Here is a 22,268-nt window from a genome sequence, read left to right as displayed (position 1 = left end):
CGTTTTCGCTCAGGTGAGGGCCAGGACGTAGCAGACTGTGGCGGCGGCCGAGGCGACCGTGCGGACGTGGTTCCAGGCCGTCCACTCCCGCACGTACGCGGTCCAGTACGCGGCGGCCTCGCGGGTGCCCGCCTCCATCTTCACCAGCTCGTCATTGCGGGGCACGTTGGCGAGGACGGTCACCCCGAACGAGCCGAACAGATACAGGGCGCTGCCCAGCAGCAGCTCCACCGTCCCCTCGTCCGGCCACACCACGAACGTCACCACGGCGAGCACGGCGCACAGGGCCGCCGAGCCGATGAACACGGTCATGAAGGCGGGGGTCACCGCGGCCACGTTGATCGCCTGCATCGCCGCGACGCCCTGCGCGGGCGGCAGCGCGGCGAGCCCCTTCATCACGAAGGCGGAGAACGCGCAGAAGGCCCCGGCCACCAAGCCGGTCCCCAGCACGCCCAGCACGGTCAGTACGAAAAACGGTCCCTCGATCATGTGACGTCAACTCCCCAGTCCTGCCGGGATCCTCCCCGGCACCGCCCGTCACCACAAGTGAAATCCGCCGCGCCGACGTATCCCATGGCCGAGCGCCGCGCGGGCATACGCGAGCGTCCAGATGGGGGCCGGGGTGGGCTACGGTCAGGTCTCGGGGCGCGACGGGCGGGTTTCCGGGTGGGCTGTCAGGGCTCTGGGCGGGCCGTCAGGGCTGTGGGTGGGCCGGTCAGCCCGCCTCCGCCGCCGGCTCGCGCCACTCCCTCAGTACGGTCTCCACCGCCGCCGCGATTCGCCGCCGGGCCTCGTGCCGCGGCACCCCGCTCATCAGTAACTGGTCGTACGGCGTGTCCGTGTGCCGCACGGACGCCACCACCGCCGAGGTCACCGCACCCTCGGACAGCGCCCGCCCCGCCGCACTCCGGCCCACCCGCCCGCTGCCCCGCACCGAGGCATGCGCGGCGGTCGCGGCCGCCCGCTCCGGCGGGCACCCCGGGAACAGCCGCCGGATCTCCGCCGCGAACGCCTCCGCGAACCGCCCGTCCTCGGCCTCCCTCCGCCGCGCGTCCCGCTGCCGTCGGCGCCGCCTCGCCTCGGCGTCCGCGAGGCACAGCTCCTCGGCCCGGGCCAGCCCCGCCTCCTCCACGAGAACGCCCTGCCGCTCATAGCGCCCCTTGCGCCGGTTGAACCGCACCACCACCGCCGACAGGGCGCTCTCCTGCCGGGACCTGCGGGTCAGCGCGGTGTCGCCACGCGGCAGGAAGACCAGATGCCCGAGGTCCGCGCAGTCGAGACACCGGGGCGTCCCGTCCTCCAGCACGAGCAGCGACAGCGGCCCGCCCCGGCACTCCGCGCAGTGCCGCCGCCGGAGCGGCTGGATCACGAGAAGTCCGCCGCGGTGCGGGGGAGTTGCCAGGTGCTCCATACGCGGTTCATTCCCCTCGACGTGCACTGACACCGCCCTCCTCCCGGCCCTGACGCATCATGGGCTCTGTGCGACTCGAAGCGATCACCTGGGAACGGCTCGGCGACCTGCTCGCCGACCGGCTGCTCGGCCTGCAGCCCGCCGACGGCGCCCCCTGGCCGCGCATCGCCTTCGACGGCGCCCCCGCGGCCCGCCCGGGAGGCCTCGCGGAACGCGTCGCCGAAGCCCTGCGCACCCGCGGCCGCCCCTCGCTGGTCGTCGGCGCCGAGGGCTTTCTGCGCCCCGCCTCCCTCCGGCTGGAACACGGCCGCCGGGACGTGGAGGCCTACTACGACGGCTGGTTGGACACCGGCGCCCTGTGGCGTGAGGTCTTCGGCCCCCTCGAACCCGGCGGCGACGGCCGCGTCCTGCCCGACCTGTGGGACCCGGTCACCGACCGGGCCACCCGCAGCCCTTACGTCCACCTCCCGCCCGGTGGTGTGCTGTTGCTGCACGGCCCCCTGCTGCTGCGGCACTGGTTCCCCTTCGACCTCTCCGTCCACGTCCTCCTCTCCGCGGGCGCCCTGCGCCGCCGTACCCCCGAACCCGACCACTGGACCCTCCCCGCCTTCGCGCGCTACGAGGACGAGACCGCCCCGGCCGCCACCGCCGACGTCCTGGTCCGCGCCGACGACCCCCGGCACCCGGCCTGGAGCGGCTGATCGGCGGGCCCGCCCCCGGGCCGAGCGGCTGATCGCTGGATGATCGGCAGACCCGGCATCCGGCCCGAGCGGTTGTTCGGCGGGTGATCGGCGGGCCCTGGCATCCGGCCCGAGCGGCTGATCGGCGGGCACCTCCCGGGTTCCGGCGGTGAAGGTGCGGGCGCTGTCCGGCGCGGCGAGAATGTGAGGCGCCGGGACTAGCGGTGCGCCCTGCGCCGCGCCGGCCGTCCGGCACAGGGAGGTACTCCATGACCACTGCCGGAGACATCATGCACCGCGGAGCCCAGTGGATCCCGGCGCACGAGACCCTGGACCGCGCCGCCCAGCTGATGCGCGACCTCGGCGTCGGAGCGCTGCCCATCAGCGACGCGAACGAACGCCTCTGCGGCATCCTCACCGACCGCGACATCGTCGTCGGCTGCGTGGCCATGGGGCACGACCCGGCCAAGGTCACCGCCGGCGAGATGGCCCAGGGCACCCCGCGCTGGATCGAGGCGGACGCCGACGTCGGCGAGGTGCTCCGGGAGATGCAGGAGCACCAGATCCGCAGGCTCCCCGTCATCGAGAACAAGCGCCTGGTCGGCATGATCAGCGAGGCCGACCTCGCCCGGCATCTGCCGGACGACCAGATCGGCGCCTGGGCCGAGAGCGTCTACGCCCGAACCCCCGCCCACTGAGGACCGTCCCTCGCACCCCCGGCCGGGCAACCGCGCCGGGGGTGTCGGCGCGCCCTACAGCCAGCCGTTGCGCCGGAACCCGCGGTGCAGCGTCAGACACGCCACGGCTATCACCCCTATGACCAGCGGGTAGCCGAACTGCCAGTGCAGCTCCGGCATGTGCTCGAAGTTCATGCCGTAGAGCCCGCAGACCATCGTCGGTACGGCGACCAGCGCGGCCCAGGCCGTGATCTTGCGCATGTCCTCGTTCTGCGCGACCGTGACCTGCGCGAGGTGCGCCTGGAGGATCGAGTTGAGCAGCTCGTCGAAGGAGGCGATCTGGTCCTTGACCCGCAGCAGGTGATCGGTGACGTCCCGGAAGTAAGCCTGTATCTCCGGGTCCACCACCCGTATCGGCCGGGTAGCGAGCTCCTCCAGCGGTCGCGCCAGCGGTGCCACCGCCCGCTTCAGTTCCAGCAGTTCACGCTTGAGCTGGTAGATCCGGCCAGGATCCACCCGGGCGCCGGCCTCCGCGAACACATCCGTCTCCACCTGGTCGAGGTCCCCCTGCACCGAGTCGGTGACGCTCAGATACTCGTCGACCACATGGTCCGCGATGGCGTGCAGCACCGCGGCCGGGCCCTTGGCCAGCTGCTCGGGCTCGGACTCCAGCCCTTCGCGCAGCGGGCCCAGTGAGCCGTGCCGCCCGTGCCGCACGGTGATCACGAAGTCATGACCGGTGAAGACCATGATCTCGCCGGTGTCCACCACTTCGCTGGTCGCCGTGAGCTCCTCGTGCTCGACATAGCAGACCGTCTTGAACACCGCGAACAGCGTCTCGTCGTAGCGCTCCAGCTTCGGACGCTGATGGGCCTCGATCGCGTCCTCGACGGCCAGTGGATGCAGCTCGAAGAGCTCGGCGACGTCCGCGAACTCCGATTCCGTCGGCTCGTGCAGACCGAGCCAGACGAAACCGTCGCCGTGCTTGCGCACCTGCTCCACGGTCTCGACCAGATCGCCGCCCCCCGGAACCCTCCGGCCCTCGCGATAGCTCACGCAGTTGACCACGGAGGAGCCCAGCGGGGAGCGAGCCGGGTGGCTCAGGTCGACGCGGCGCCGCCGCCGGGTCAGCCGCGCCACCTTGCGCAGGCCGCCGACCGGGCCGAGGCTCGTGACCTTCCGCAGATTTCCTGCCATGGACATCTGGATCTCCTTGCGTGCCGTGCGTGGATCTCCTCGCGCCGCTCTTCCCGCGCTGGTCGCGCCAGTCTGCCAGGTCGGCGTGAGAGCCGGGCGAGCCTGTGGGAGCATCGCATTCCGCTTGGTTCCCGGCTGTGGACAAAGCCGGTTCGGCCGGGTCGCGAACGGGGTCCGGGTGCGCGTCGCCCCCTCCGGACAAGAGGGGTAACTGGGATGATCCCGGCATGACGCGATCCGACGGGTACCTCCTGGACAACCGGCAGCGTGAAGCGGGCGAGCGCTTCGACGCCTTCGCCGCACTCTTCGATCCCACCACCTTCCGGCACTTCGAGTCCTTCGGCATCGGGTCCGGCTGGCGCTGCTGGGAGATCGGCGCGGGCGGCATCTCCGTGGTGTCGTGGCTGGCCAAGAAGGTCGGACCGACCGGACGGGTGGTGGCGACGGACATCGACACCTCGCGGGTCGCCGCGGCGGCCCGGCCGCCCGTCGAGGTGCGGGTCCACGACGTGGGAACCGAGCGGCCGCCCGGGGAGGGCTTCGATCTGGTGCATGCCCGGCTCGGCCTCGTTCATGTCCCCGACCGGGCAGGGGCGTTGCGGTCCATGGTCAGCGCCCTGCGGCCCGGCGGACGACTGCTGGTCGAGGACGCCGATCCCGCCCTGCAGCCCCTGGTCTGCCCCGACGAGTACGGCCCCGACCAGCAGCTGGCGAACCGTCTGCGGCAGGGCTTCCGCAAACTCCTCGCCGACCGCGGCGCCGACCTCTCCTACGGGCGCGGACTCCCGCGGCTGCTGCGTGAGGCGGGGCTGCAGCGGGTGCACGCCGACGCCTACTTCCCGCTGAGCTCTCCCGCCTGCGCGGCACTGGAGTCGGCCAGGATCCAGCATGTCCGCGAGCAGCTCGTCGCCGCGGGCTTCGCCACGGACGCGGAGGTCGACCGCCATCTGAGCAATGTCGCCTCGGGAGGGATGGACCTGGCCACGGCGCCGATGATCTCGGCGTGGGGGCGCAAGGGGTAAGGGGGAGGGGGAGTCGACGGTGTGGCCGGGGTGCGGCGTGCCGGGTAAGCGACGCGGCACCCGGTCCGTGCCGTCAGTCCGTCCCCGGCGGTCTGCCGCCCACCCGCTCCACCGCCAGCGCCCCCGCCCGGCACCCCTCCCGCGCCGCCTCCTCCGGCTCGGCGCCCCGGATCAGGGCCGCCAGGAACGCGCCGGTGAAGGCGTCACCCGCCCCCGTGGTGTCGGCCGGCGTCGCAGGCGCCGCCGGTAGCCGGGCGTACACCGCGCCGGCCCGCGCCACCAGCGCCCCGCCCGCGCCCCGCTTGACGACGACGAGCGGGACATGGCGGCTCAACTTGGCCGCCGCGTCGGTCGCGTCGGGCAACCCCGTCAGCAGGCACGCCTCGTCACGGCTGGGCAGCAGCACGTCGACGCCGTCGACGAGCGACAGGAAGCGGTCCACGCCCAGCTCCACCAGGAACCCGGCCGAGGCCGGGTCCAGACTCACCGGCACACCCCGCGCGCGTGCCGACTCCAGTGCCGCCGCCACCAGCGCGCGGCTCGGTCCGGAGAACAGCAGGTAGCCCGACAGGTGCAGCCGGGCGACCCCGTCGAGCAGCGCGTCCGACCAATCGCCGGGCTCCAGCCGCAGCGAGGCGCCGCTGTCGGTCAGGAAGGTCCGCTCGGCCGCCGCGCCGGTGTCCACCAGGCAGATCACGGTTCCGGTCGGCGCGTCCGGGTCGACGACCAGCCGGGGCCGGACACCGCAGGCGGCCAGCTCCCGCTCGTGCCAGGCCGCCGCGTCCGCGCCCACCCGCCCGAGCAGCCGTACCTCCACGCCCGAGCGGTAGGCGGCCCAGCAGGCCACGTTGGCGCCCGCGCCGCCGGGCACCGTACGGATCACGGCGGCCGTGTCCGTGCCCGAGGCGAGCGTCCCCCGGTGCCGGGCGATCACGTCCGTGACGACGTCGCCGACGACCAGCAGGGCACCGTCCGGCACAGTCGTCATGCCCGGGCCCAGGCCGCCGCGATCCGCGCCGCCAGCCCTACGTTGCCGCGTACCGCCGCCAGATTGGCGTTGAGCGAGGCCCCGTCGGTGTGCCGGACCAGGTAGTCGAGCAGGAACGGGGTGACCGCCTGACCGGTGACCCCCTCCTCCTCGCACGCGTGCAGCGCTTCGGCGAGCACACGTGCGTGCAGCTCGGGGTCCAGTTGCTCGGCCTCCGGGACGGGGTTGGCGACGATCAGCGCCGACTCCGGGCCGCCAAGGGCGTCCTGAGCGCGCATCACCTCCGCCGCCTCCTCGGGCGACCGCAGCGTCCAGTCCACGGGATGGCCCGAGTCCGACAGGTAGAAGCCGGGGAAGCGGTCCGTGCCGTACCCGGCCACCGCGACACCCAGCGTCTCCAGCCGCTGGAGCGTGGCCGGCACGTCCAGGATCGACTTCACGCCCGCGCAGACCACCGTGATGCGGGTGCGGGCCAGCAGGCCCAGGTCGGCCGACTCGTCCTGGGTCACCGTCCACTCCCGGTGCACCCCGCCGAGTCCGCCCGTCGCGAAGACCCGCACGCCCGCCAGGGCCGCCAGCAGGGCCGTCGCCGACACCGTGGTCGCCCCGCTCGCCCCGGCCGCCACCGCGAGCGGCAGATCGCGGTGGCCCAGCTTGCGGATCCCGTCCTCGTTGGCGACCCGCTCCAACTGCTCCTTGTCCAGGCCGACATGGGGGCGCCCGTCGAGCACGGCGACGGTCGCGGGCACGGCGCCCTCGCGCCGTACGACGTCCTCGAGCTCCAGGGCCACCTGGAGATTGCGCGGGCGGGGCAGCCCCTGCGCGATGATCGTGGACTCCAGGGCCACCACGGGTCGCCGCGCGTCGATCGCGTCCCGCACCTCTTCCGACACCACCAGCACCACGCGCCCGCCTCCTGTCCGTCGGTTCTCCCTCATCCCTGGCGGGCCCGGCGCCCGGTCAAACCACTTGCGGCCGGTGAGGGACGACACCAGCCTGGGACGCATGACCGACCACACCGCACGACTCGACCATGTCGTCCTCTGGGTGAGCGACCCGATCGGCTCGGCCGAGTTCTACGAGAAGACGCTCGGCACGGAGCCCGTACGACTCGCGGACTATGCCACCGGACAGGTGCCCTTCCCCTCGGTGCGGCTCAACGAGGAGACCATCCTCGACCTCATGCCGCTGGCCATGGCCGAACGCATGAAGATGCTCGCGGGAGCCGCGCAGAGCGCGGGCCACCCGGTCAACCACATCTGCGTCGCCCTCTCGGCGGACGCCTTCGACGCGCTCCTCGGCCGCCTTGAGGAGCACGAGGTACCGGTCTCCGACGTGACCTTCGACTCCTTCGGCGCCCGCGGCCTGGCCAAGCGCAGCTTCTACTTCCGCGACCCGGACGGGAACGTCTTCGAGGCCCGGCACTACGACTAGCGGCCGGACGCACCGCACGCGGCGCCGAGGGGCTCAGAACAGCGGCTCGGGCAGTACACCTTCCAGGGCGAGCAGCTTCCGCTTGGTCTCCAGGCCACCCCCGAAGCCGCCGATGCCGCCGTCGCTCTCCACCACCCGGTGGCAGGGCACGACCACCGGCAGCGGATTGGCGCCCATCGCCATGCCGACCGCCTGCGCGGCGCCCGGCTGCCCGGCCCGCGCGGCGAGATCGCCGTAACCGACGACCGAGCCGTACGGCACACCGGCGGCCAGTTCGCGCAGCACCTGCCGGTGGAAACCAGAGATCAGCGACCAGTCCAGCGGCAGCTCGAAGTCATGGCGCTCGCCCGCGAAGTAGGCCGTCAGCTGGCGTATCGCCTCGGTGAGCAGAGGGGAGCCGGGCGCCTGGACCGGCTCGGCGCCCAGCCGGGACGTGAGCCGGTCCAGGGCCCTCTCGCGCACCGCGTCGGTGGCGTGGAAGACGACGCTGACCAGGCCCTCGCGGGTCGCGGCCAGCAGCAGCGGACCGATGTCGGTGCCGACGACCGTCCATACGACCTGCCGCTCGTACTGCCCATGGCTGTCCATGTCTCCCACCGTACGGTCCGGCACTGACAACGCCGGGCTCCCTTCAGCCCGTCACCTGCCGCGCACCGCGTTCCGCACCACGTCCGGCTTGTTGGTGATGATGCCGTCGACGCCGTACCCGGCCACCCGCCGGGCGTTCACCGCGTCGTCGACGGTCCAGGTGAAGACCTCCAGCGGCTTGCCGTGCGCCCCGGTGAAGCCGTGCACGGCGGCGACGTAGCCCGTGGAGAGCGAGGTGTGGGAGGGGTTGATCTGGTCGGTGAACTCTGCGTACCGGGGCAGGTCCGCCACGGACGGTGTGCCGAGGAACCCGGTCTTCACCGCCGGCTTGAGGTCGTGGACGGTCCGCACGCTGTCGGCGCTGAAACTCTGCACGATCAGCCGGCCCAGGTGACGCCGGTCGAGCCAGCCCTCGGTGCCGAGCACCTTCAGGGTCTGCCGTTCGATGCCCGGGTACAGGCCGGGGTTCTTGATCTCCAGGAGCAGTTTCTGGCGGTGCCGTTCGACGCGGTCCATGTACTGCTCCAGCGTCGGCACGCGCGCGCCCGCGTATGCGGGGCCGAACCAGCTCCCGGCGTCCAGGCGGGCGATCTCGGCGGCCGTGAAGTCCTTCACCTTCCAGGGTGCCCGGCCGGGGAAGACCTCCTCCACGTCGGTCGTCCGCCGCAGGTTGTCGTCGTGGAGGACGACCAGCACGCCGTCCTTGGTGCGCTGGACGTCGTTCTCGACCCACCGGATGCCGAGCCGGGCCGCCGCGTCGACGGCGGCGAGGGTGTTCTCGGGCGCGTAGGCCGAGGCGCCCCGGTGGGCGAGGACGGTCGGCGGTGTGCCGGTGACGTCCGCGCGGGCGTCGGCGGGCGGCAGCAGGAAGGCGACGGTTCCCAGAAGCGCGGTGGTCGTGACGGCAACAACGCGCGCGGGCATGGGTACTCCTTTTGACGAGCGTCACGGACGGCTCCACTCTGACAGCAGCGCGTCAACATCAGGGGGTTGCAGAATGGCCATCGACTGAAGGGGTTGCCCAGGTCCGTTCACCACTGCCGCACAACTGGGGCAGGGCCGTGTTTCTTTGCCGGAAAGTCGTTCGACCATTCCGGTTGAGGTCATACTCTCTGCCTCGGCCCTGGCCGCTCGGGCGGTCCTGGGAGGGGGGCGGATATCAGCACATTCCGGGACGCAAGAGGGCGGAAGGACAGCCGCGCATGCAGGGCACGGTCGACGGATTCAGCTACGGCCTCGTCACACCGCTGGTGGCCTACGTCATGGCCTGCCTCGGCGGTGCCCTCGGCCTGCGCTGCACCACCAGAGCGATGCTCGTCACCCGCTCCTGGCGCCCCGGCTGGCTCGCCCTCGGCTCGGCGGCCATCGGGTCCGGCATCTGGACCATGCACTTCGTCGCGATGATGGGGTTCACGGTCCAGGAAACCCCGATCCACTACGACAGGCCGATGACGTTCGCGAGCCTCGCCGTCGCCGTCGTCATGGTCGGCATCGGGATCTTCATCGTCGGCTACCGGGGCGCGCGCGGCGCCGCCCTGTTCACCGGCGGCACCATCACCGGACTCGGCATCGCCTCCATGCACTACCTGGGCATGGCGGGCCTCCAGCTCAACGGCAAGCTGGAGTACAACACCCTCACCGTCGCCGCCTCGGTCGCCATAGCCATGGCCGCGGCCACCGCCGCCCTGTGGGCCGCCGGACAGGTCAGGGGCTTCCTGTGGAGCGTGGGCGCGAGCCTCGTCATGGGGCTCGCCGTGAGCGGCATGCACTACACCGGCATGGCCGCCCTCAGCGTCCATCTGCACACCGCCCAGGACACCACCACGGGCGACTCACCGGCGTCCCTGCTCGCGCCCATGATGATCGGCCCGCTCACCTTCCTGCTGCTGGCCGGAGTCGTGGTGATGGTCGACCCCCTGATGGTCATGGGCAAGCCCGCCCTGGCCCCCGTGGACGACAAGCCCGGCATCCCCGCCCACACCGCCGCCGCCCACACCGCCCGCCGGCCCACGCTCCGCACGCGCCGCACGCTCGGCGAGAACCGCCCCCGCACCCCGCAGAACCGCTGATCGGGACGCGTTGTCAGTGGGGGGCCGTACGGTGGATGCATGCGGCCCGTTTCCAGCATCGAACGCACGGTGGCGCCCTTCGAGGTCGTCAGCTCCTACCAGCCCAGCGGCGACCAGCCGCAGGCCATCGCCGATCTCGCCCGGCGCATCAAGGCAGGTGAGAAGGACGTCGTCCTGCTCGGCGCGACCGGCACCGGCAAGTCCGCCACCACCGCGTGGATGATCGAGCAGCTCCAGCGCCCCACCCTGGTCATGGCGCCGAACAAGACCCTGGCCGCCCAGCTGGCCAACGAGTTCCGCGAGCTGCTGCCGAACAACGCCGTCGAGTACTTCGTCTCGTACTACGACTACTACCAGCCCGAGGCGTACGTCCCGCAGTCGGACACCTACATCGAGAAGGACTCCTCGATCAACGAGGAGGTCGAGCGACTGCGCCACTCCGCCACCAACTCGCTGCTCACCCGCCGCGATGTCGTCGTGGTCGCCTCGGTCTCCTGCATCTACGGCCTCGGCACCCCGCAGGAGTACGTGGACCGGATGGTCCCCCTCAAGGTCGGCGAGGAGATCGACCGCGACCAGCTGCTGCGCCGCTTCGTGGAGATCCAGTACACCCGCAACGACCTGGCCTTCAGCCGCGGCACCTTCCGCGTGCGCGGCGACACCATCGAGATCTTCCCGGTCTACGAGGAGCTGGCCGTCCGCATCGAGATGTTCGGCGACGAGATCGAGGCGCTGTCCACCCTGCACCCGCTCACCGGCGAGATCATCAGCGACGACCAGCAGCTGTACGTCTTCCCGGCCTCGCACTACGTCGCCGGCCCCGAGCGCATGGAGCGGGCCGTCAACGACATCGAGAAGGAGCTGGCGGAGCGCCTCGCCGAGATGGAGAAGCAGGGCAAGCTGCTGGAGGCCCAGCGCCTGCGCATGCGCACCACCTACGACCTCGAGATGCTCCGCCAGATCGGCACCTGCTCCGGTGTCGAGAACTACTCGATGCACTTCGACGGCCGCCTGCCCGGCTCCCCGCCCAACACCCTGCTCGACTACTTCCCGGACGACTTCCTGCTCGTCATCGACGAGTCCCATGTGACCGTGCCGCAGATCGGCGCGATGTACGAGGGCGACGCCTCCCGCAAGCGCACCCTGGTGGACCACGGCTTCCGGCTGCCCTCCGCCCTGGACAACCGCCCGCTGAAGTGGGAGGAGTTCCAGGAGCGCATCGGGCAGACGGTCTATCTGTCGGCGACCCCGGGCCAGTACGAGCTCTCGCGCTCCGACGGCGCCGTGGAGCAGATCATCCGCCCCACCGGCCTGATCGACCCCGAGGTCGTGGTCAAGTCCACCGAGGGTCAGATCGACGACCTGGTGCACGAGATCCGCAAGCGCACCGAGAAGGACGAACGGGTCCTGGTCACCACGCTCACCAAGAAGATGGCCGAGGACCTCACCGACTACTTCCTCGAACTCGGCATCCAGGTGCGCTATCTGCACAGCGACGTCGACACCCTGCGCCGCGTGGAACTGCTGCGCGAGCTGCGCGCCGGTGAGTACGACGTGCTGGTCGGCATCAACCTCCTGCGCGAGGGCCTGGACCTGCCCGAAGTCTCCCTGGTGGCCATCCTCGACGCGGACAAGGAGGGCTTCCTTCGCTCGGGCACCTCCCTCATCCAGACCATCGGCCGCGCCGCGCGCAATGTCTCCGGCCAGGTCCACATGTACGCCGACAAGATCACCCCGGCGATGGAGAAGGCCATCGACGAGACCAACCGCCGCCGGGAGAAGCAGATCGCGTACAACAAGGCCCGGGGCATCGACCCGCAGCCGCTGCGCAAGAAGATCAACGACATCGTCGCGCAGATCGCCCGCGAGGACGTCGACACCGAGCAGCTGCTCGGCTCCGGCTACCGCAAGACCAAGGACGGCAAGGGCGCCAAGGCGCCGGTGCCCGCGCTCGGCGGCAAGGCAGCCAAGGGCGGCGCGAAGGGCAAGGCCAAGCAGACGGCGCCCACCGACCGGCCCGCCGCCGAGCTCACCGAGCAGATCGAGGAGATGACCGCGCGGATGCGCGCCGCCGCGGCCGACCTCCAGTTCGAGATCGCGGCCCGGCTGCGCGACGAGGTCTCCGAGATGAAGAAGGAACTGCGCCAGATGAAGGAGGCGGGCCTGGCCTGAAGGGACACCGGGGACCGCGCGGGCGCGCGAGTGTTGCAAGACCGACACAAAGTGCGGCCCTGGGTACGGCACTGTCAGTGCCCCTGCGTAGGGTTCTCGTCATCCGCGGACTCCGCGGCAACAGGGGACAGTTCGAGAGGGGAATCAGCGCGTGACCGTCAACATGACCAAGGGTCAGGCCATCAGTCTGCAGAAGAACGACGGCGGCAGCCTGACCGCGGTGCGCATGGGTCTCGGCTGGCAGGCGGCCCCCCGGCGCGGCCTGTTCGGCTCGCGCACCCGGGAGGTCGACCTCGATGCCTCCGCCGTTCTGTTCGCCGACAAGCAGCCGGTCGACGTGGTCTTCTTCCGTCACCTGGTGAGCGACGACGGCTCGGTCCGGCACACCGGTGACAACCTGGTCGGCGGTGTCGGCCAGGGCGGCGACGACGAGGCGATCCTCGTCGACCTGCAGCGCATCCCGGTCCACATCGACCAGATCGTCTTCACCGTGAACTCCTTCACGGGCCAGACGTTCCAGGAGGTGCAGAACGCGTTCTGCCGCATCGTCGACGAGACCAACGGCCAGGAGCTGGCCCGCTACACCCTCGCCGGCGGTGGTGCCTACACCGCGCAGATCATGGCGAAGGTGCACCGCAACGGCCCGGGCTGGACGATGACCGCCATCGGTACGCCGGCCAATGGCCGTACCTTCCAGGACCTGATGCCGGCGATCCTGCCGCACCTGTAGGCCCACCGGGCGAGCAGCACACACCACCAGAGATCAGCGACACAGGGGGACTAAGGCGATGACGGCCGAGCTGGTGCGGGGGCAGAACCACCCGCTTCCCCAGTCCCGTCTCGAGATCCGGGTCTCGGCCGGCGCGCCGGTCGTGGCGGGCGCCACGCTCAGCGACGAGAACGGCAAGGTCCAGGGCAGCGAGTGGGTGGCCCATCCGGGCGCGCCCACCCTGCCGGGCCTGGAGGTCTCCCGGCAGGCGGCGGCCGACCATCGCCTCGCGGTGGACCTGGACGCCGTGCCGGAGGCCGTGCACCGGGTCAGTGTGCTGCTCGCCCTGCCCACCGGCGTGGGGGGCCCGGTCCGCTTCGGCACGGTCGCCGCCCCCTTCGTCGCGGTCACCGGCCTCGACGGCTCCGAGGTGGCCAGCTACACCATCACCGGACTGGACGCCGAGTCGGCCGTCGTCGCCCTGGAGCTCTACCGCCGCCAGGGCGCCTGGAAGGTGCGTGCCATCGGCCAGGGCTACGCGGGCGGCCTCGCCGAACTCCTCGCCGACCAGAACCTGCCCGAGGCGGGTCTGCTGGCCGGCGGCATCAACGACGCGGTGGCCCAGGGCGTGGCCCGCTCGGTCCAGGCCCCCCTCCAGGGCGACCGCTCCCGGCAGCCGGCGGCCCCGGCCGTCGGCCCCGACCCGGGCGGCACCGCGCCCACCTCGCCGTACGCCACCCAGGGCGGCCCGGCCGTACCGCCGACGCCCGCCACCTCGCCGTACGGCGGACAGCCGCCGCAGCACACCCCCGCGGCCGGCTACCCATCCGCGCCCGCGGACCCGCCCGCCACCGGCGGCATCAACTACAGCCACCCGGGCCGGCAGAGCACCGCCCCGCCGCCGCCCGCCCCGCCCGCGCCCCCGGCCCGGCCGGGCCGGCCCGGGCAGCCCGTCGCGGGCGACGCCACCGGCTGGTCCATGGAGGAGCGGCTCTACAACCAGGTCTGGGGGATGTTCGAGGACCTGGCCCGTTCGACGGCCGCGTACCGCAGCGCCGTCGACTTCGCCGACTCGCGCATGGAGAAGGAGCTCGACCAGGTCCTGTCCGACCCGCGCAGCCGGATCGGCGGCCAGGGCGACGCGGCGCGCGAGGCGGCCCAGGCCAAGCACGCCCAGCTCGTGGACCAGGCCAGGGCCACCCTCGACCGGGACCTCGCCCAGCTCACCGCCGAGTCCGACGTCGTCGAGCCCGCCCTGCCGGCGGCGTACGCCCGCTGGGACAACCCCGTCTGGCACGCCTACCGGGTGCCGATGGAGACGCCCATGGCACTGCGCCTGGGCGATCTGCACCTGCCCGAGAGCGACCCGCTGCGCATACCGATGCTGGTCCGGCTGCCGCTGGAGCGCGGTCTGTGGATCGACAGCGGAGCGTCCGGGTCGCTCGACGACGCCTTCCACGACTCCCACGACCTGCGTCGGCTCGCGCTGGAGACGGCCGTGGCCCACGCGGCCCGGCTGCTCGCCGTCTACCCGGCGGGGGACTTCACGGTCCATGTGATCGACCCGGCCGGTTCCGGCGCCCAGGCGCTCGCCCCGCTGGTGCAGACCGGCGTGCTCGCGGCGCCGCCCGCCGTGGGGGCGGCGGGGGTGACGGAGGTCCTCGGCAAGCTCACCCAGCGCGTGGACCTGGTGCAGATGGCGGTGCGCGGCGGTGCGTCCGAGTCGCTGCCGCCCGGCTTCGACACCGCCGAGCAGCTGCTGATCGTCCATGACTTCCCGCACGGCTTCGACGACCGCGCCGTGAACCAGCTGCGCTACCTCGCGGACGAGGGGCCGTCCGTCGGCGTCCACCTGATGATGGTCGCCGACCGCGAGGAGGCCTCCGCATACGGGCCGCTGCTGGACCCGTTGTGGCGTTCGCTGCTGCGACTGACCCCGGTGGCCGAGGACCATCTCGCCGACCCCTGGGTGGGCCACGCTTGGACCTACGAGCCCCCGCTCGTGCCGCCCGGCAGTCAGGTGCTCCAGCAGGTGCTCACCCAAGTGGCGGCAGCGCGCCGTTCTTGGAACCGATGAGCTGATCCAGGCTTTACAAAGCAACCGTAAAGCCACGCTGACCTGGCTTTTTGGGTCTTCCTTTACTTCCCCCTTTACCAATCCTTGGTGATTGGGTACTCTCGTTGGTGCGGAGGGGAGTACTCCCTGACTACTGCGGCGTCCCGTCAATACGGATCAGGCCAGATCCCGGGGCGTCGGCCCGTGCGCGGGTGGAAGAGACCTCCGGCAGCGACGACGCTGACATTTGCCGTTACGTACTGCCGGAGGCGCAGTGGATGTTTCCCTGACCCTGTGGGTCCTGACGATCGTGGGCCTTGGCGCCCTCATCGCGGTCGACTTCTTCATCGGCCGCAAGCCGCACGACGTGTCCATCAAGGAAGCCGGGATCTGGACCGCCGTCTGGATCATCCTGGCCGGTCTCTTCGGCCTCGGCCTGCTGATCTTCGGCGGCGGCCAGCCCGCCGGTGAGTTCTTCGCCGGCTTCATCACCGAGAAGTCGCTGAGCGTCGACAACCTCTTCGTCTTCGTCCTGATCATGGCGAAGTTCGCCGTGCCCTCGCAGTACCAGCAGCGAGTGCTCCTCATCGGTGTGCTGATAGCGCTGGTACTGCGCGCGATCTTCATCGCCGCCGGTGCCGCGATCCTCGCCAGCTTCTCCTGGGTGTTCTACCTCTTCGGAGCCTTCCTGATCTGGACCGCCTGGAAGCTCATCCAGGAGGCCCGGGCCGACGCCGACGACGAGGAGTACGAGGAGAACAAGATCCTCAAGGCCGCCGAGCGCCGCTTCGGAGTCGCCGACCGCTACCACGGCACCAAGCTGTGGATCCAGGAGAACGGCAAGCGGGTCATGACCCCGATGCTGGTCGTGATGCTCGCGATCGGTACGACGGACGTCCTGTTCGCCCTGGACTCCATCCCCGCGATCTTCGGCCTGACCCAGGACCCGTACATCGTCTTCACCGCCAACGCCTTCGCCCTGATGGGTCTGCGGCAGCTGTACTTCCTGATCGGTGGCCTGCTCAAGAAGCTGGTCCACCTCAGCTACGGCCTGTCGATCATCCTCGGCTTCATCGGCGTGAAGCTGGTGCTGCACGCGCTGCACGAGTCCGGGGTGCACGTCCCGGAGATCAGCATTCCGGTCTCGCTGGGCGTGATCTGCTCCGTCCTGATCGTCACCACGATCACCAGCCTCCGTGCTTCCAAGAAGCAGGCGGCGGCCGAGGCGGCGCAGAAGGGGAGCGAGGGCGCTTCGAAGGACAGCATCGAGGCCTGACGGCTTCGGGCGTAGAAGCAACCATCACCGGGAGGGGTGCGCGGCGATTGCCGGGCATCCCTCCCGGTGCTTTGCGTCGTTCGGATACCGCGACACCCAGCAGCCCCGGCCCAGGAGCACGGACCCCGGCACGACCGACATGCGGCGCCCGTCCGCCTTTGCGACGATCACTGCATGATCGCTCGGCTCAGGTCGCTCGCCACCCGGTGGACGTCCGTCGTGCCGGTGCTCGCGGTGATCCTGCTGGTCCTCACCTGGGGCCGGGACCTGCCGGGCGCTGTCGTCGCGCTGGTGACCGTGGTGCTCGCCGGAGCCGTACTCGCCGCCGTCCACCACGCCGAGGTCGTCGCCCACCGGGTGGGCGAACCCTTCGGTTCCCTGGTTCTCGCCGTCGCGGTGACGGTCATCGAGGTCGCCCTGATCGTCACCCTGATGGCGGACGGCGGCAGCAAGGGCGCGACGCTGGCCCGGGACACGGTCTTCGCCGCCGTGATGATCACCTGCAACGGCATCGTCGGCCTGTGCCTCCTGGTCGCCTCCCTGCGCCACGGCATCGCGGTCTTCAACCCCGAGGGCACCGGCGCGGCCCTGGCGACCGTCGCCACCCTGGCCACCCTCAGCCTGGTTCTGCCGACCTTCACCACCAGCCAGCCGGGCCCGGAGTTCTCCAGCCTCCAGCTGACCTTCGCCGCGCTCTCCTCGCTCGTCCTGTACGGCCTGTTCGTGGCGACCCAGACCGTGCGGCACCGCGACTACTTCCTGCCCATCACCCGGCACGGCGAAGTGATCACCGCGGACGATCACGCCGACGCGCCCTCCGCCCGCACCGCGCTGATCAGCCTGGGCCTGCTGGGTCTGGCCCTGATCGGCGTCGTCGGACTGGCCAAGGCGGTGTCGCCCACCATCGAGGCCGGGGTGGAGTCGGCCGGCCTCGGGCCCGCCGTCGTCGGTGTGATCATCGCCCTGCTGGTGCTGCTGCCGGAGACGATCGCCGCGGTGCGCTCCGCCCGCCGTGACCGGGTGCAGACCAGCCTGAACCTCGCGCTCGGCTCGGCGATGGCCAGCATCGGCCTGACCATCCCCGCGGTCGCCCTGGCGACGATCTGGCTCTCCGGCCCGCTCGTCCTCGGTTTGGGCGCCACCCATATGGTGCTGCTCGCCCTGACGGTCGTGGTGAGCTCCCTGACCGTGGTGCCGGGGCGCGCCACGCCCCTCCAGGGCGGGGTGCACCTGGTGATCTTCGCCGCCTACCTGGAACTCGCGATCAATCCATGACCGCCGCCGGCGCCATCACCCGCGCCGGGCGCGTCTCCGGCAGCAGCGCGAAGCAGCCCAGACTGACCAGCGCGATCCCGGTCAGATACGCCCCCACCCCCCACGGCACCCGCCCGCCCTGCTCGGCCAGCGCGGTCGCCGCGATCGGGGTGAGCGCGCCGCCCAGGACCCCGCCGAGGTTGTAGCCGACCGCGGCGCCCGTGCAGCGCACCCGCGGCTCGTACAGCTCCGGCAGATAGGCGGCGATGACGGCGAACATCGTGATGAACGCCAGCATCGCCCCGAGGAAGCCGAGGAACATCAGCAGCGGCGCGCCGGTGGCGAGCAGCGCGACCATGGGGAACATCCACACCGCGGCCGCCGCGCACCCGGCCAGACACATCGGCCGCCGCCCGTACCGGTCCCCGAGCAGCGCCGCCACCGGGGTGAGCGACCCCTTCACCAGCACCGCGCCCATGATGCAGACCAGCATCACCGTACGGCTGACCCCGAGCCGTTCCGTCCCGTAGGCGAGGGACCAGGTCGTCACCGCGTAGAAGATCGCGTACCCGACCGCCAGGGCGCCGGCCGTCAGCAGGACGAGCCGCCAGTGGTCGCGCACCACCTCGGCGAGCGGCATGCGCGCGTGGTCGTCGATCTTCAGGAACTGCGGGCTCTCGGTGAGCGACGACCTGAGCCACAGCCCCGCCACGGCCAGCACCCCCGCCGCCCAGAACGGCACCCGCCAACCCCAGGCGGCGAACTGCGCCTCGGACAGGGTCGCCGCCAGCGCCAGCGTCACCCCGTTCGCGAGCAGAAAGCCGACCGCCGGGCCCACCTGCGGAAAGCTCGACCACAGCCCGCGCCGCTCGGCGGGCGCGTGCTCCGCGGTCAGCAGGACGGCCCCGCCCCACTCCCCGCCGAGCCCGAGCCCCTGCAGAAAGCGCAGCACCAGCAGCAGTACGGGCGCGGCCACCCCGATCGTGTCGTACGTCGGCACACAGCCGACCGCGACCGTGGAGGCGCCGGTCAGCAGCAGGGAGGCGACGAGGACCGGCCGCCGGCCGTGCCGGTCCCCGATGTGCCCGAACAGCACCGAGCCCAGCGGCCGGGCGAAGAACCCCACCCCGAACGTCCCGAACGCGGCCAGGGTTCCCGCCACCGGCGAGAAGGTGGGGAAGAACAGCGGCCCCAGAACCAGCGCGGCGGCGGTCCCGTAGACGAAGAAGTCGTAGAACTCGATGGCGGTCCCGGCGAGCGAGGCTGCCGCGAGCCGGAGCATGGAGGGCGCCCTTACGGTGCGTACATCGTGCATGCCGCGTCAACTACCCACGGTGACGGAGGGTTACGGGGAGGCAGGAGCGCCGGGCCTCAGTACGTGACGGTGATGCGCCGGGCCGGTCCGTCGACGCGGACCAGACCGCCGTAGGGGATCACCAGCTGCGGATCGGTGTGCCCGAAATCCACGTCGAAGACGATGGTGGTGGTGGGGGCATACACCTCCACGGCGCGCTGGACGGCCTCGCGCTGCTCCTCGGCGTAACGGGCCGCCTCCCGCGGAGCGTTGGGGCGCTCGAAGGACCAGGTCCGCGCGCGGCCCATCAGCAGCGCGGAGAAGCGCTGGAGAAGGCCGCGCTCGCCCATGGCGCGCAGGGTGCGGAAGACCTCGGCGCCGCTCGGCAGCTCCTCCGAGGTCTCCAGGAGCAGCACGCCGCCGTCGAACTCGGCGAGGTCGCGCGGGATCTCCCGGTCAGCCATCAGCAGCCAGGCGAGGATCTCCAGACAGCCGCCCCAACTGCGGCCCTCCACCACACGGTCGGCGTTCACCCACGTCCAGTCGGCGGCGGGCCGCATCTCCGGCTCGGCGTCGAAGGTGGCGGGGTCGGCCCAGTCGCCGTTGATGTCGTTCCAGCGCTCGGCGGGCCGCAGTTCATAGGCCCCGGAGGTGAACAGCGCCGCGCGCAGGGAGTCGGCGGTCTGCGGGTGCATGGCGCCGGGGCGGCCCAGCTCGCACATCACGGACCCGCCGTGATAGCTGACTATGCCGGTGGCGCGCAGGAAGGCGAGGAGGTTGGTGTTGTCGCTCATCCCGAAGAACGGCTTGGGGTTGGCGCGGATCAACTCCCGGTCCAGGAAGGGAAGCACGGTGATCTGGTCGTCGCCGCCGATGGACGCGATGACCGCCTTGATGTCCGGGTCGGCGAAGGCGGCGTGGATGTCGGCGGCCCGCTCCCGGGGCGACGAGCCCATCCGGCGGGTCGCCGGGTACTCCACCGGTTCCAGGCCGTACTCCTCGCGCAGCCGCTCCAGGCCCAGTTCGAAGGGGCGCGGGAAGAGGCCGGGCAGGCCGCTCGAGGGGGAGATGACGGCGATGCGGTCGCCGGGGGAGGGCTTGGCGGGATACGAGATCGTCGTCATGCCGGGCAGCGTACGGGCCGTCACCGCGCCCGCGCACCGTGATAAACCGGGTCTGAGCAGCGGTCCCCCCGAGGCCGCTGGACCCCGAACGGACCGGAGGAACCGTGCCCCGCACCCTGGCCAACGCCCCGATCATGATCCTCAACGGCCCCAACCTGAACCTGCTCGGCCAGCGTCAGCCCGAGATCTACGGCTCCGACACCCTCGCCGACGTCGAGGCGATGTGCGCCAAGGCGGCGGCCGCGCACGGCGGGACGGTGGACTTCCGCCAGTCCAACCACGAGGGCGAGCTGGTCGACTGGATCCACGAGGCGCGGCTGGACCACTGCGGGATCGTCATCAACCCGGCCGCCTACTCGCATACGTCGGTCGCGATCCTGGACGCGCTCAACACCTGTGACGGGATGCCGGTGTTGGAGGTCCACATCTCCAACATCCACCAGCGCGAGTCCTTCCGCCACCACTCCTATGTCTCGGCGCGCGCCGACGGGGTGATCGCGGGATGCGGTGTGCAGGGGTACGTCTTCGGCGTCGAGCGGGTCGCGGCGCTGGTGGGGGCGGCACAGGCCACGGCGTAAATGCCCCACCGCATAACCGGCCACGGTGTAACAGGCGCTGCCCATGGACGCGCGCCCCTTACCGGCGCCCGAGCCGGGCGCCGGCCCGGGCCGCCGGTCGAGGGCGGGGAAAGAGACCGGCGGCCCGTACCGCGCAGGAGCCGTCATCCTGAGCGGGCCGCTTCCAGTGGACCGCGCAAGGGCGTGCGCCGGGAGCGCGCGCAGTACGCGGATGCGTGCGAAGGCTTCACACGGGGCGCGCGCAGGAGAGACCGCGCCCCGCGCGTACCCGCCGTTCACCACCCGCGTGCGCGCCACTCCGGCAGGTGCGGCCGCTCCGCGCCCAGGGTCGTGTCGTTGCCGTGGCCCGGGTAGATCCAGGTCTCGTCCGGCAGCACGTCGAAGAGCTTGGTCTCGACGTCGTGGAGCAGGCTGGCGAACGCCTGCGGATCCTTGCGGGTGTTGCCCACGCCGCCCGGGAACAAGCAGTCCCCGGTGAAGACATGGGGATGGCCGTGCGGGTCGTCGTAGACGAGGGCGATCGAACCCGGGGTGTGCCCGACCAGGTGGCGCGCGGTGAGCTCCACGTGCCCCACCCGGATCACGTCCCCGTCGTCGACCAGGACGTCGGTCGGCACCGGAATGCCCTCGGCGTCCGCACGCCCCGCGTACGTGCGCGCGCCCGTGGCCGCGACGACCCGCGCGAGCGCCTGCCAGTGGTCGCCGTGCTGGTGGGTGGTGACGACGGCGGCGATGCCGTCGTCACCGATCATGCCGATCAGCGCGTCCGCGTCGTTCGCCGCGTCGATCAGCACCTGCTCGTCCGTCGCCCGGCAGCGCAGCAGATAGCAGTTGTTGTCCATCGGACCGACCGCGATCTTGGTGATCATCAGGTCCTTGAGCTCGTGCACGTCCGCCGGGCCCCCGACCGTCACCTCTCCGCTGTACGTCATGGCGGCAGCCTATAGCGGGGGAAGCGCCGGCAGGGGTCCGCCGGCCGCCGTGAGCGCCGATCCGTCGCGTCGGCCGCAGAGCCAGCCGATCACGTCCGTCGGACGCCCGCCGACCGTGATCGCCGCCCCCTCGGCACGGCCGCTGCGCAGCACCGGACCGCCCTCCGCCTCGATCACCAGAGAGGGGACGTCCGGGTGGCCCAGGAACCGCTCGGCGAGGAAGTGACTCTCGCGCCGGACGAACTCCTCGGGGAGATCCTCCAGCTCGTACCCGATCCCGAGGTCCACATGGTGCAGCTCCACCTCGACCCACCGCCGGAACGGCACCCGGGACGCGGAGTCGGTGACGCCGTTGCGCAGCTCCACGGTCCGGGACCAGTCCGCGGGCGCCTCCCCGGTCCGCGCGAACCGGGCCGCGCTCTCGCGGACGTCCGCGAGCTGGACGTCCAGCGCGCGCGGTGCGTCCCGCTCGATGTCGGCGTCCCGCGCGTCGGCGGAGACGTACATGGGGCGCCCTTCGAGCACGTTCACCAGGGCGTCCGCGTTGCGGGCGAGGTGGGCGAGGACATGGCCGCGGGTCCAGCCGGGCAGCCGTGACGGCTGGGCGACCGCGGCGTTGTCCAGCTTGGCGGCAGCGGTGAGCAGTCGTTCGGTCGCGTCACGTACAGACGCCAGGTCATGAGCGTGATCAATCATGCTGCTGACCTTAGTCCGGCCACACCTTCGGGTGAAGGTGGTGAAGCGGTGCCGGAATTCGAATGCACGTGCTATATGGTCGGAAGCGGCGTCGGGCATGCTGGAGAGCCG

General features: G+C 71.6%; 22 protein-coding genes. 11 read left to right on the top strand and 11 right to left on the bottom strand.

Going from position 1 to position 22,268, the window contains the following annotated elements:
* Positions 1-9 precede the first annotated feature (9 nt).
* Positions 10-489, bottom strand: a complete 480-nt coding sequence (locus ACWD11_RS05100) for an anthrone oxygenase family protein (RefSeq protein WP_389418675.1) — start codon at positions 487-489, stop codon at positions 10-12.
* A gap of 226 nt (positions 490-715) precedes the next feature.
* Entirely contained in the window at positions 716-1,411 is a 696-nt protein-coding gene (locus tag ACWD11_RS05095) for a DUF2293 domain-containing protein (RefSeq protein WP_451281359.1), read from the bottom strand.
* Positions 1,412-1,479: 68 nt separating this feature from the next.
* Here ACWD11_RS05095 and ACWD11_RS05090 point away from each other — a divergent pair, with 68 nt between their 5' ends.
* A complete protein-coding gene (locus ACWD11_RS05090) occupies positions 1,480-2,112 on the top strand; it encodes a uridine kinase (RefSeq protein WP_451281357.1) in 633 nt (210 codons plus the stop codon).
* A 248-nt stretch (positions 2,113-2,360) separates the two neighbouring features.
* Positions 2,361-2,789, top strand: coding sequence for a CBS domain-containing protein (locus ACWD11_RS05085; protein WP_389418678.1), 429 nt, complete (start codon positions 2,361-2,363; stop codon positions 2,787-2,789).
* Positions 2,790-2,843: 54 nt separating this feature from the next.
* Here ACWD11_RS05085 and ACWD11_RS05080 read toward each other — a convergent pair whose 3' ends face one another.
* Positions 2,844-3,971: a magnesium and cobalt transport protein CorA gene (locus tag ACWD11_RS05080; RefSeq protein WP_451281355.1), complete on the bottom strand. Its 1,128-nt coding sequence runs from the start codon at positions 3,969-3,971 to the stop codon at positions 2,844-2,846.
* A gap of 221 nt (positions 3,972-4,192) precedes the next feature.
* On the opposite strand from ACWD11_RS05080, the gene ACWD11_RS05075 reads away from it, so the two are divergent.
* Complete coding sequence (locus ACWD11_RS05075) at positions 4,193-4,987, top strand: methyltransferase domain-containing protein (protein WP_389418680.1); 795 nt, start codon at positions 4,193-4,195, stop codon at positions 4,985-4,987.
* Positions 4,988-5,060: 73 nt separating this feature from the next.
* Here the strand turns inward: ACWD11_RS05075 and ACWD11_RS05070 are convergent, their stop codons facing one another.
* Both ACWD11_RS05070 and ACWD11_RS05065 read right to left on the bottom strand, forming a co-directional pair.
* Positions 5,061-5,975: a carbohydrate kinase family protein gene (locus tag ACWD11_RS05070; protein ID WP_451281353.1), complete on the bottom strand. Its 915-nt coding sequence runs from the start codon at positions 5,973-5,975 to the stop codon at positions 5,061-5,063.
* Positions 5,972-6,880 carry a pseudouridine-5'-phosphate glycosidase gene (locus ACWD11_RS05065; RefSeq protein WP_389418682.1) on the bottom strand — a complete coding sequence of 303 codons (909 nt, stop codon included), beginning with the start codon at positions 6,878-6,880 and terminating at the stop codon, positions 5,972-5,974. Before ACWD11_RS05065 ends, ACWD11_RS05070 begins: the two co-directional genes overlap by 4 nt.
* 100 nt (positions 6,881-6,980) lie before the next feature.
* Between ACWD11_RS05065 and ACWD11_RS05060 the strand changes: the two genes are divergently transcribed.
* Entirely contained in the window at positions 6,981-7,409 is a 429-nt protein-coding gene (locus ACWD11_RS05060; protein WP_389418683.1) for a VOC family protein, read from the top strand.
* 33 nt (positions 7,410-7,442) lie between these two features.
* Here the strand turns inward: ACWD11_RS05060 and ACWD11_RS05055 are convergent, their stop codons facing one another.
* Positions 7,443-7,997: a methylated-DNA--[protein]-cysteine S-methyltransferase gene (locus tag ACWD11_RS05055; protein ID WP_451281350.1), complete on the bottom strand. Its 555-nt coding sequence runs from the start codon at positions 7,995-7,997 to the stop codon at positions 7,443-7,445.
* Between the two features lie 51 nt (positions 7,998-8,048).
* Complete coding sequence (locus ACWD11_RS05050) at positions 8,049-8,921, bottom strand: glycerophosphodiester phosphodiesterase (protein WP_451281348.1); 873 nt, start codon at positions 8,919-8,921, stop codon at positions 8,049-8,051.
* A 278-nt stretch (positions 8,922-9,199) separates the two neighbouring features.
* Here ACWD11_RS05050 and ACWD11_RS05045 point away from each other — a divergent pair, with 278 nt between their 5' ends.
* The 6 genes from ACWD11_RS05045 (at position 9,200) to ACWD11_RS05020 (ending at position 17,554) form a co-directional block, all read left to right on the top strand.
* On the top strand, positions 9,200-10,066 hold the full coding sequence (locus ACWD11_RS05045; protein WP_451281346.1) for an MHYT domain-containing protein: 867 nt from the start codon (positions 9,200-9,202) through the stop codon (positions 10,064-10,066).
* Between the two features lie 39 nt (positions 10,067-10,105).
* Positions 10,106-12,238: an excinuclease ABC subunit UvrB gene (uvrB, locus tag ACWD11_RS05040; RefSeq protein WP_451281344.1), complete on the top strand. Its 2,133-nt coding sequence runs from the start codon at positions 10,106-10,108 to the stop codon at positions 12,236-12,238.
* A 151-nt stretch (positions 12,239-12,389) separates the two neighbouring features.
* Entirely contained in the window at positions 12,390-12,968 is a 579-nt protein-coding gene (locus ACWD11_RS05035) for a TerD family protein (RefSeq protein ID WP_250070511.1), read from the top strand.
* Positions 12,969-13,026: 58 nt separating this feature from the next.
* The gene (locus ACWD11_RS05030) at positions 13,027-15,024 is read left to right on the top strand and encodes a TerD family protein (protein WP_451281342.1); all 1,998 of its coding nucleotides are present in this window, start codon (positions 13,027-13,029) and stop codon (positions 15,022-15,024) included.
* A gap of 253 nt (positions 15,025-15,277) precedes the next feature.
* Positions 15,278-16,279 (top strand): TerC family protein, encoded by a 1,002-nt coding sequence (locus tag ACWD11_RS05025; protein WP_389418689.1) that lies wholly within the window; start codon positions 15,278-15,280, stop codon positions 16,277-16,279.
* Between the two features lie 174 nt (positions 16,280-16,453).
* The gene (locus tag ACWD11_RS05020) at positions 16,454-17,554 is read left to right on the top strand and encodes a calcium:proton antiporter (RefSeq protein ID WP_389418690.1); all 1,101 of its coding nucleotides are present in this window, start codon (positions 16,454-16,456) and stop codon (positions 17,552-17,554) included.
* Here ACWD11_RS05020 and ACWD11_RS05015 read toward each other — a convergent pair.
* Positions 17,544-18,815, bottom strand: a complete 1,272-nt coding sequence (locus ACWD11_RS05015) for an MFS transporter (protein ID WP_451281340.1) — start codon at positions 18,813-18,815, stop codon at positions 17,544-17,546. The two genes, ACWD11_RS05020 and ACWD11_RS05015, sit on opposite strands and share 11 nt — an antisense overlap.
* 89 nt (positions 18,816-18,904) lie before the next feature.
* Positions 18,905-19,951, bottom strand: coding sequence for a S66 family peptidase (locus ACWD11_RS05010; protein ID WP_451281338.1), 1,047 nt, complete (start codon positions 19,949-19,951; stop codon positions 18,905-18,907).
* Positions 19,952-20,055: 104 nt separating this feature from the next.
* On the opposite strand from ACWD11_RS05010, the gene aroQ reads away from it, so the two are divergent.
* A complete protein-coding gene (gene aroQ / locus ACWD11_RS05005; RefSeq protein ID WP_389418693.1) occupies positions 20,056-20,529 on the top strand; it encodes a type II 3-dehydroquinate dehydratase in 474 nt (157 codons plus the stop codon).
* Between the two features lie 275 nt (positions 20,530-20,804).
* Here aroQ and ACWD11_RS05000 read toward each other — a convergent pair whose 3' ends face one another.
* Together ACWD11_RS05000 and ACWD11_RS04995 are read right to left on the bottom strand one after the other, a co-directional pair.
* The gene (locus tag ACWD11_RS05000) at positions 20,805-21,461 is read right to left on the bottom strand and encodes an MBL fold metallo-hydrolase (protein ID WP_389418694.1); all 657 of its coding nucleotides are present in this window, start codon (positions 21,459-21,461) and stop codon (positions 20,805-20,807) included.
* A 9-nt stretch (positions 21,462-21,470) separates the two neighbouring features.
* Entirely contained in the window at positions 21,471-22,157 is a 687-nt protein-coding gene (locus ACWD11_RS04995) for a maleylpyruvate isomerase family mycothiol-dependent enzyme (protein WP_451281336.1), read from the bottom strand.
* Positions 22,158-22,268 lie beyond the last annotated feature (111 nt).

Source organism: Streptomyces sp. NPDC002776 (assembly GCF_053592195.1).
This window is presented reverse-complemented; position numbering and strand designations above follow the sequence as displayed.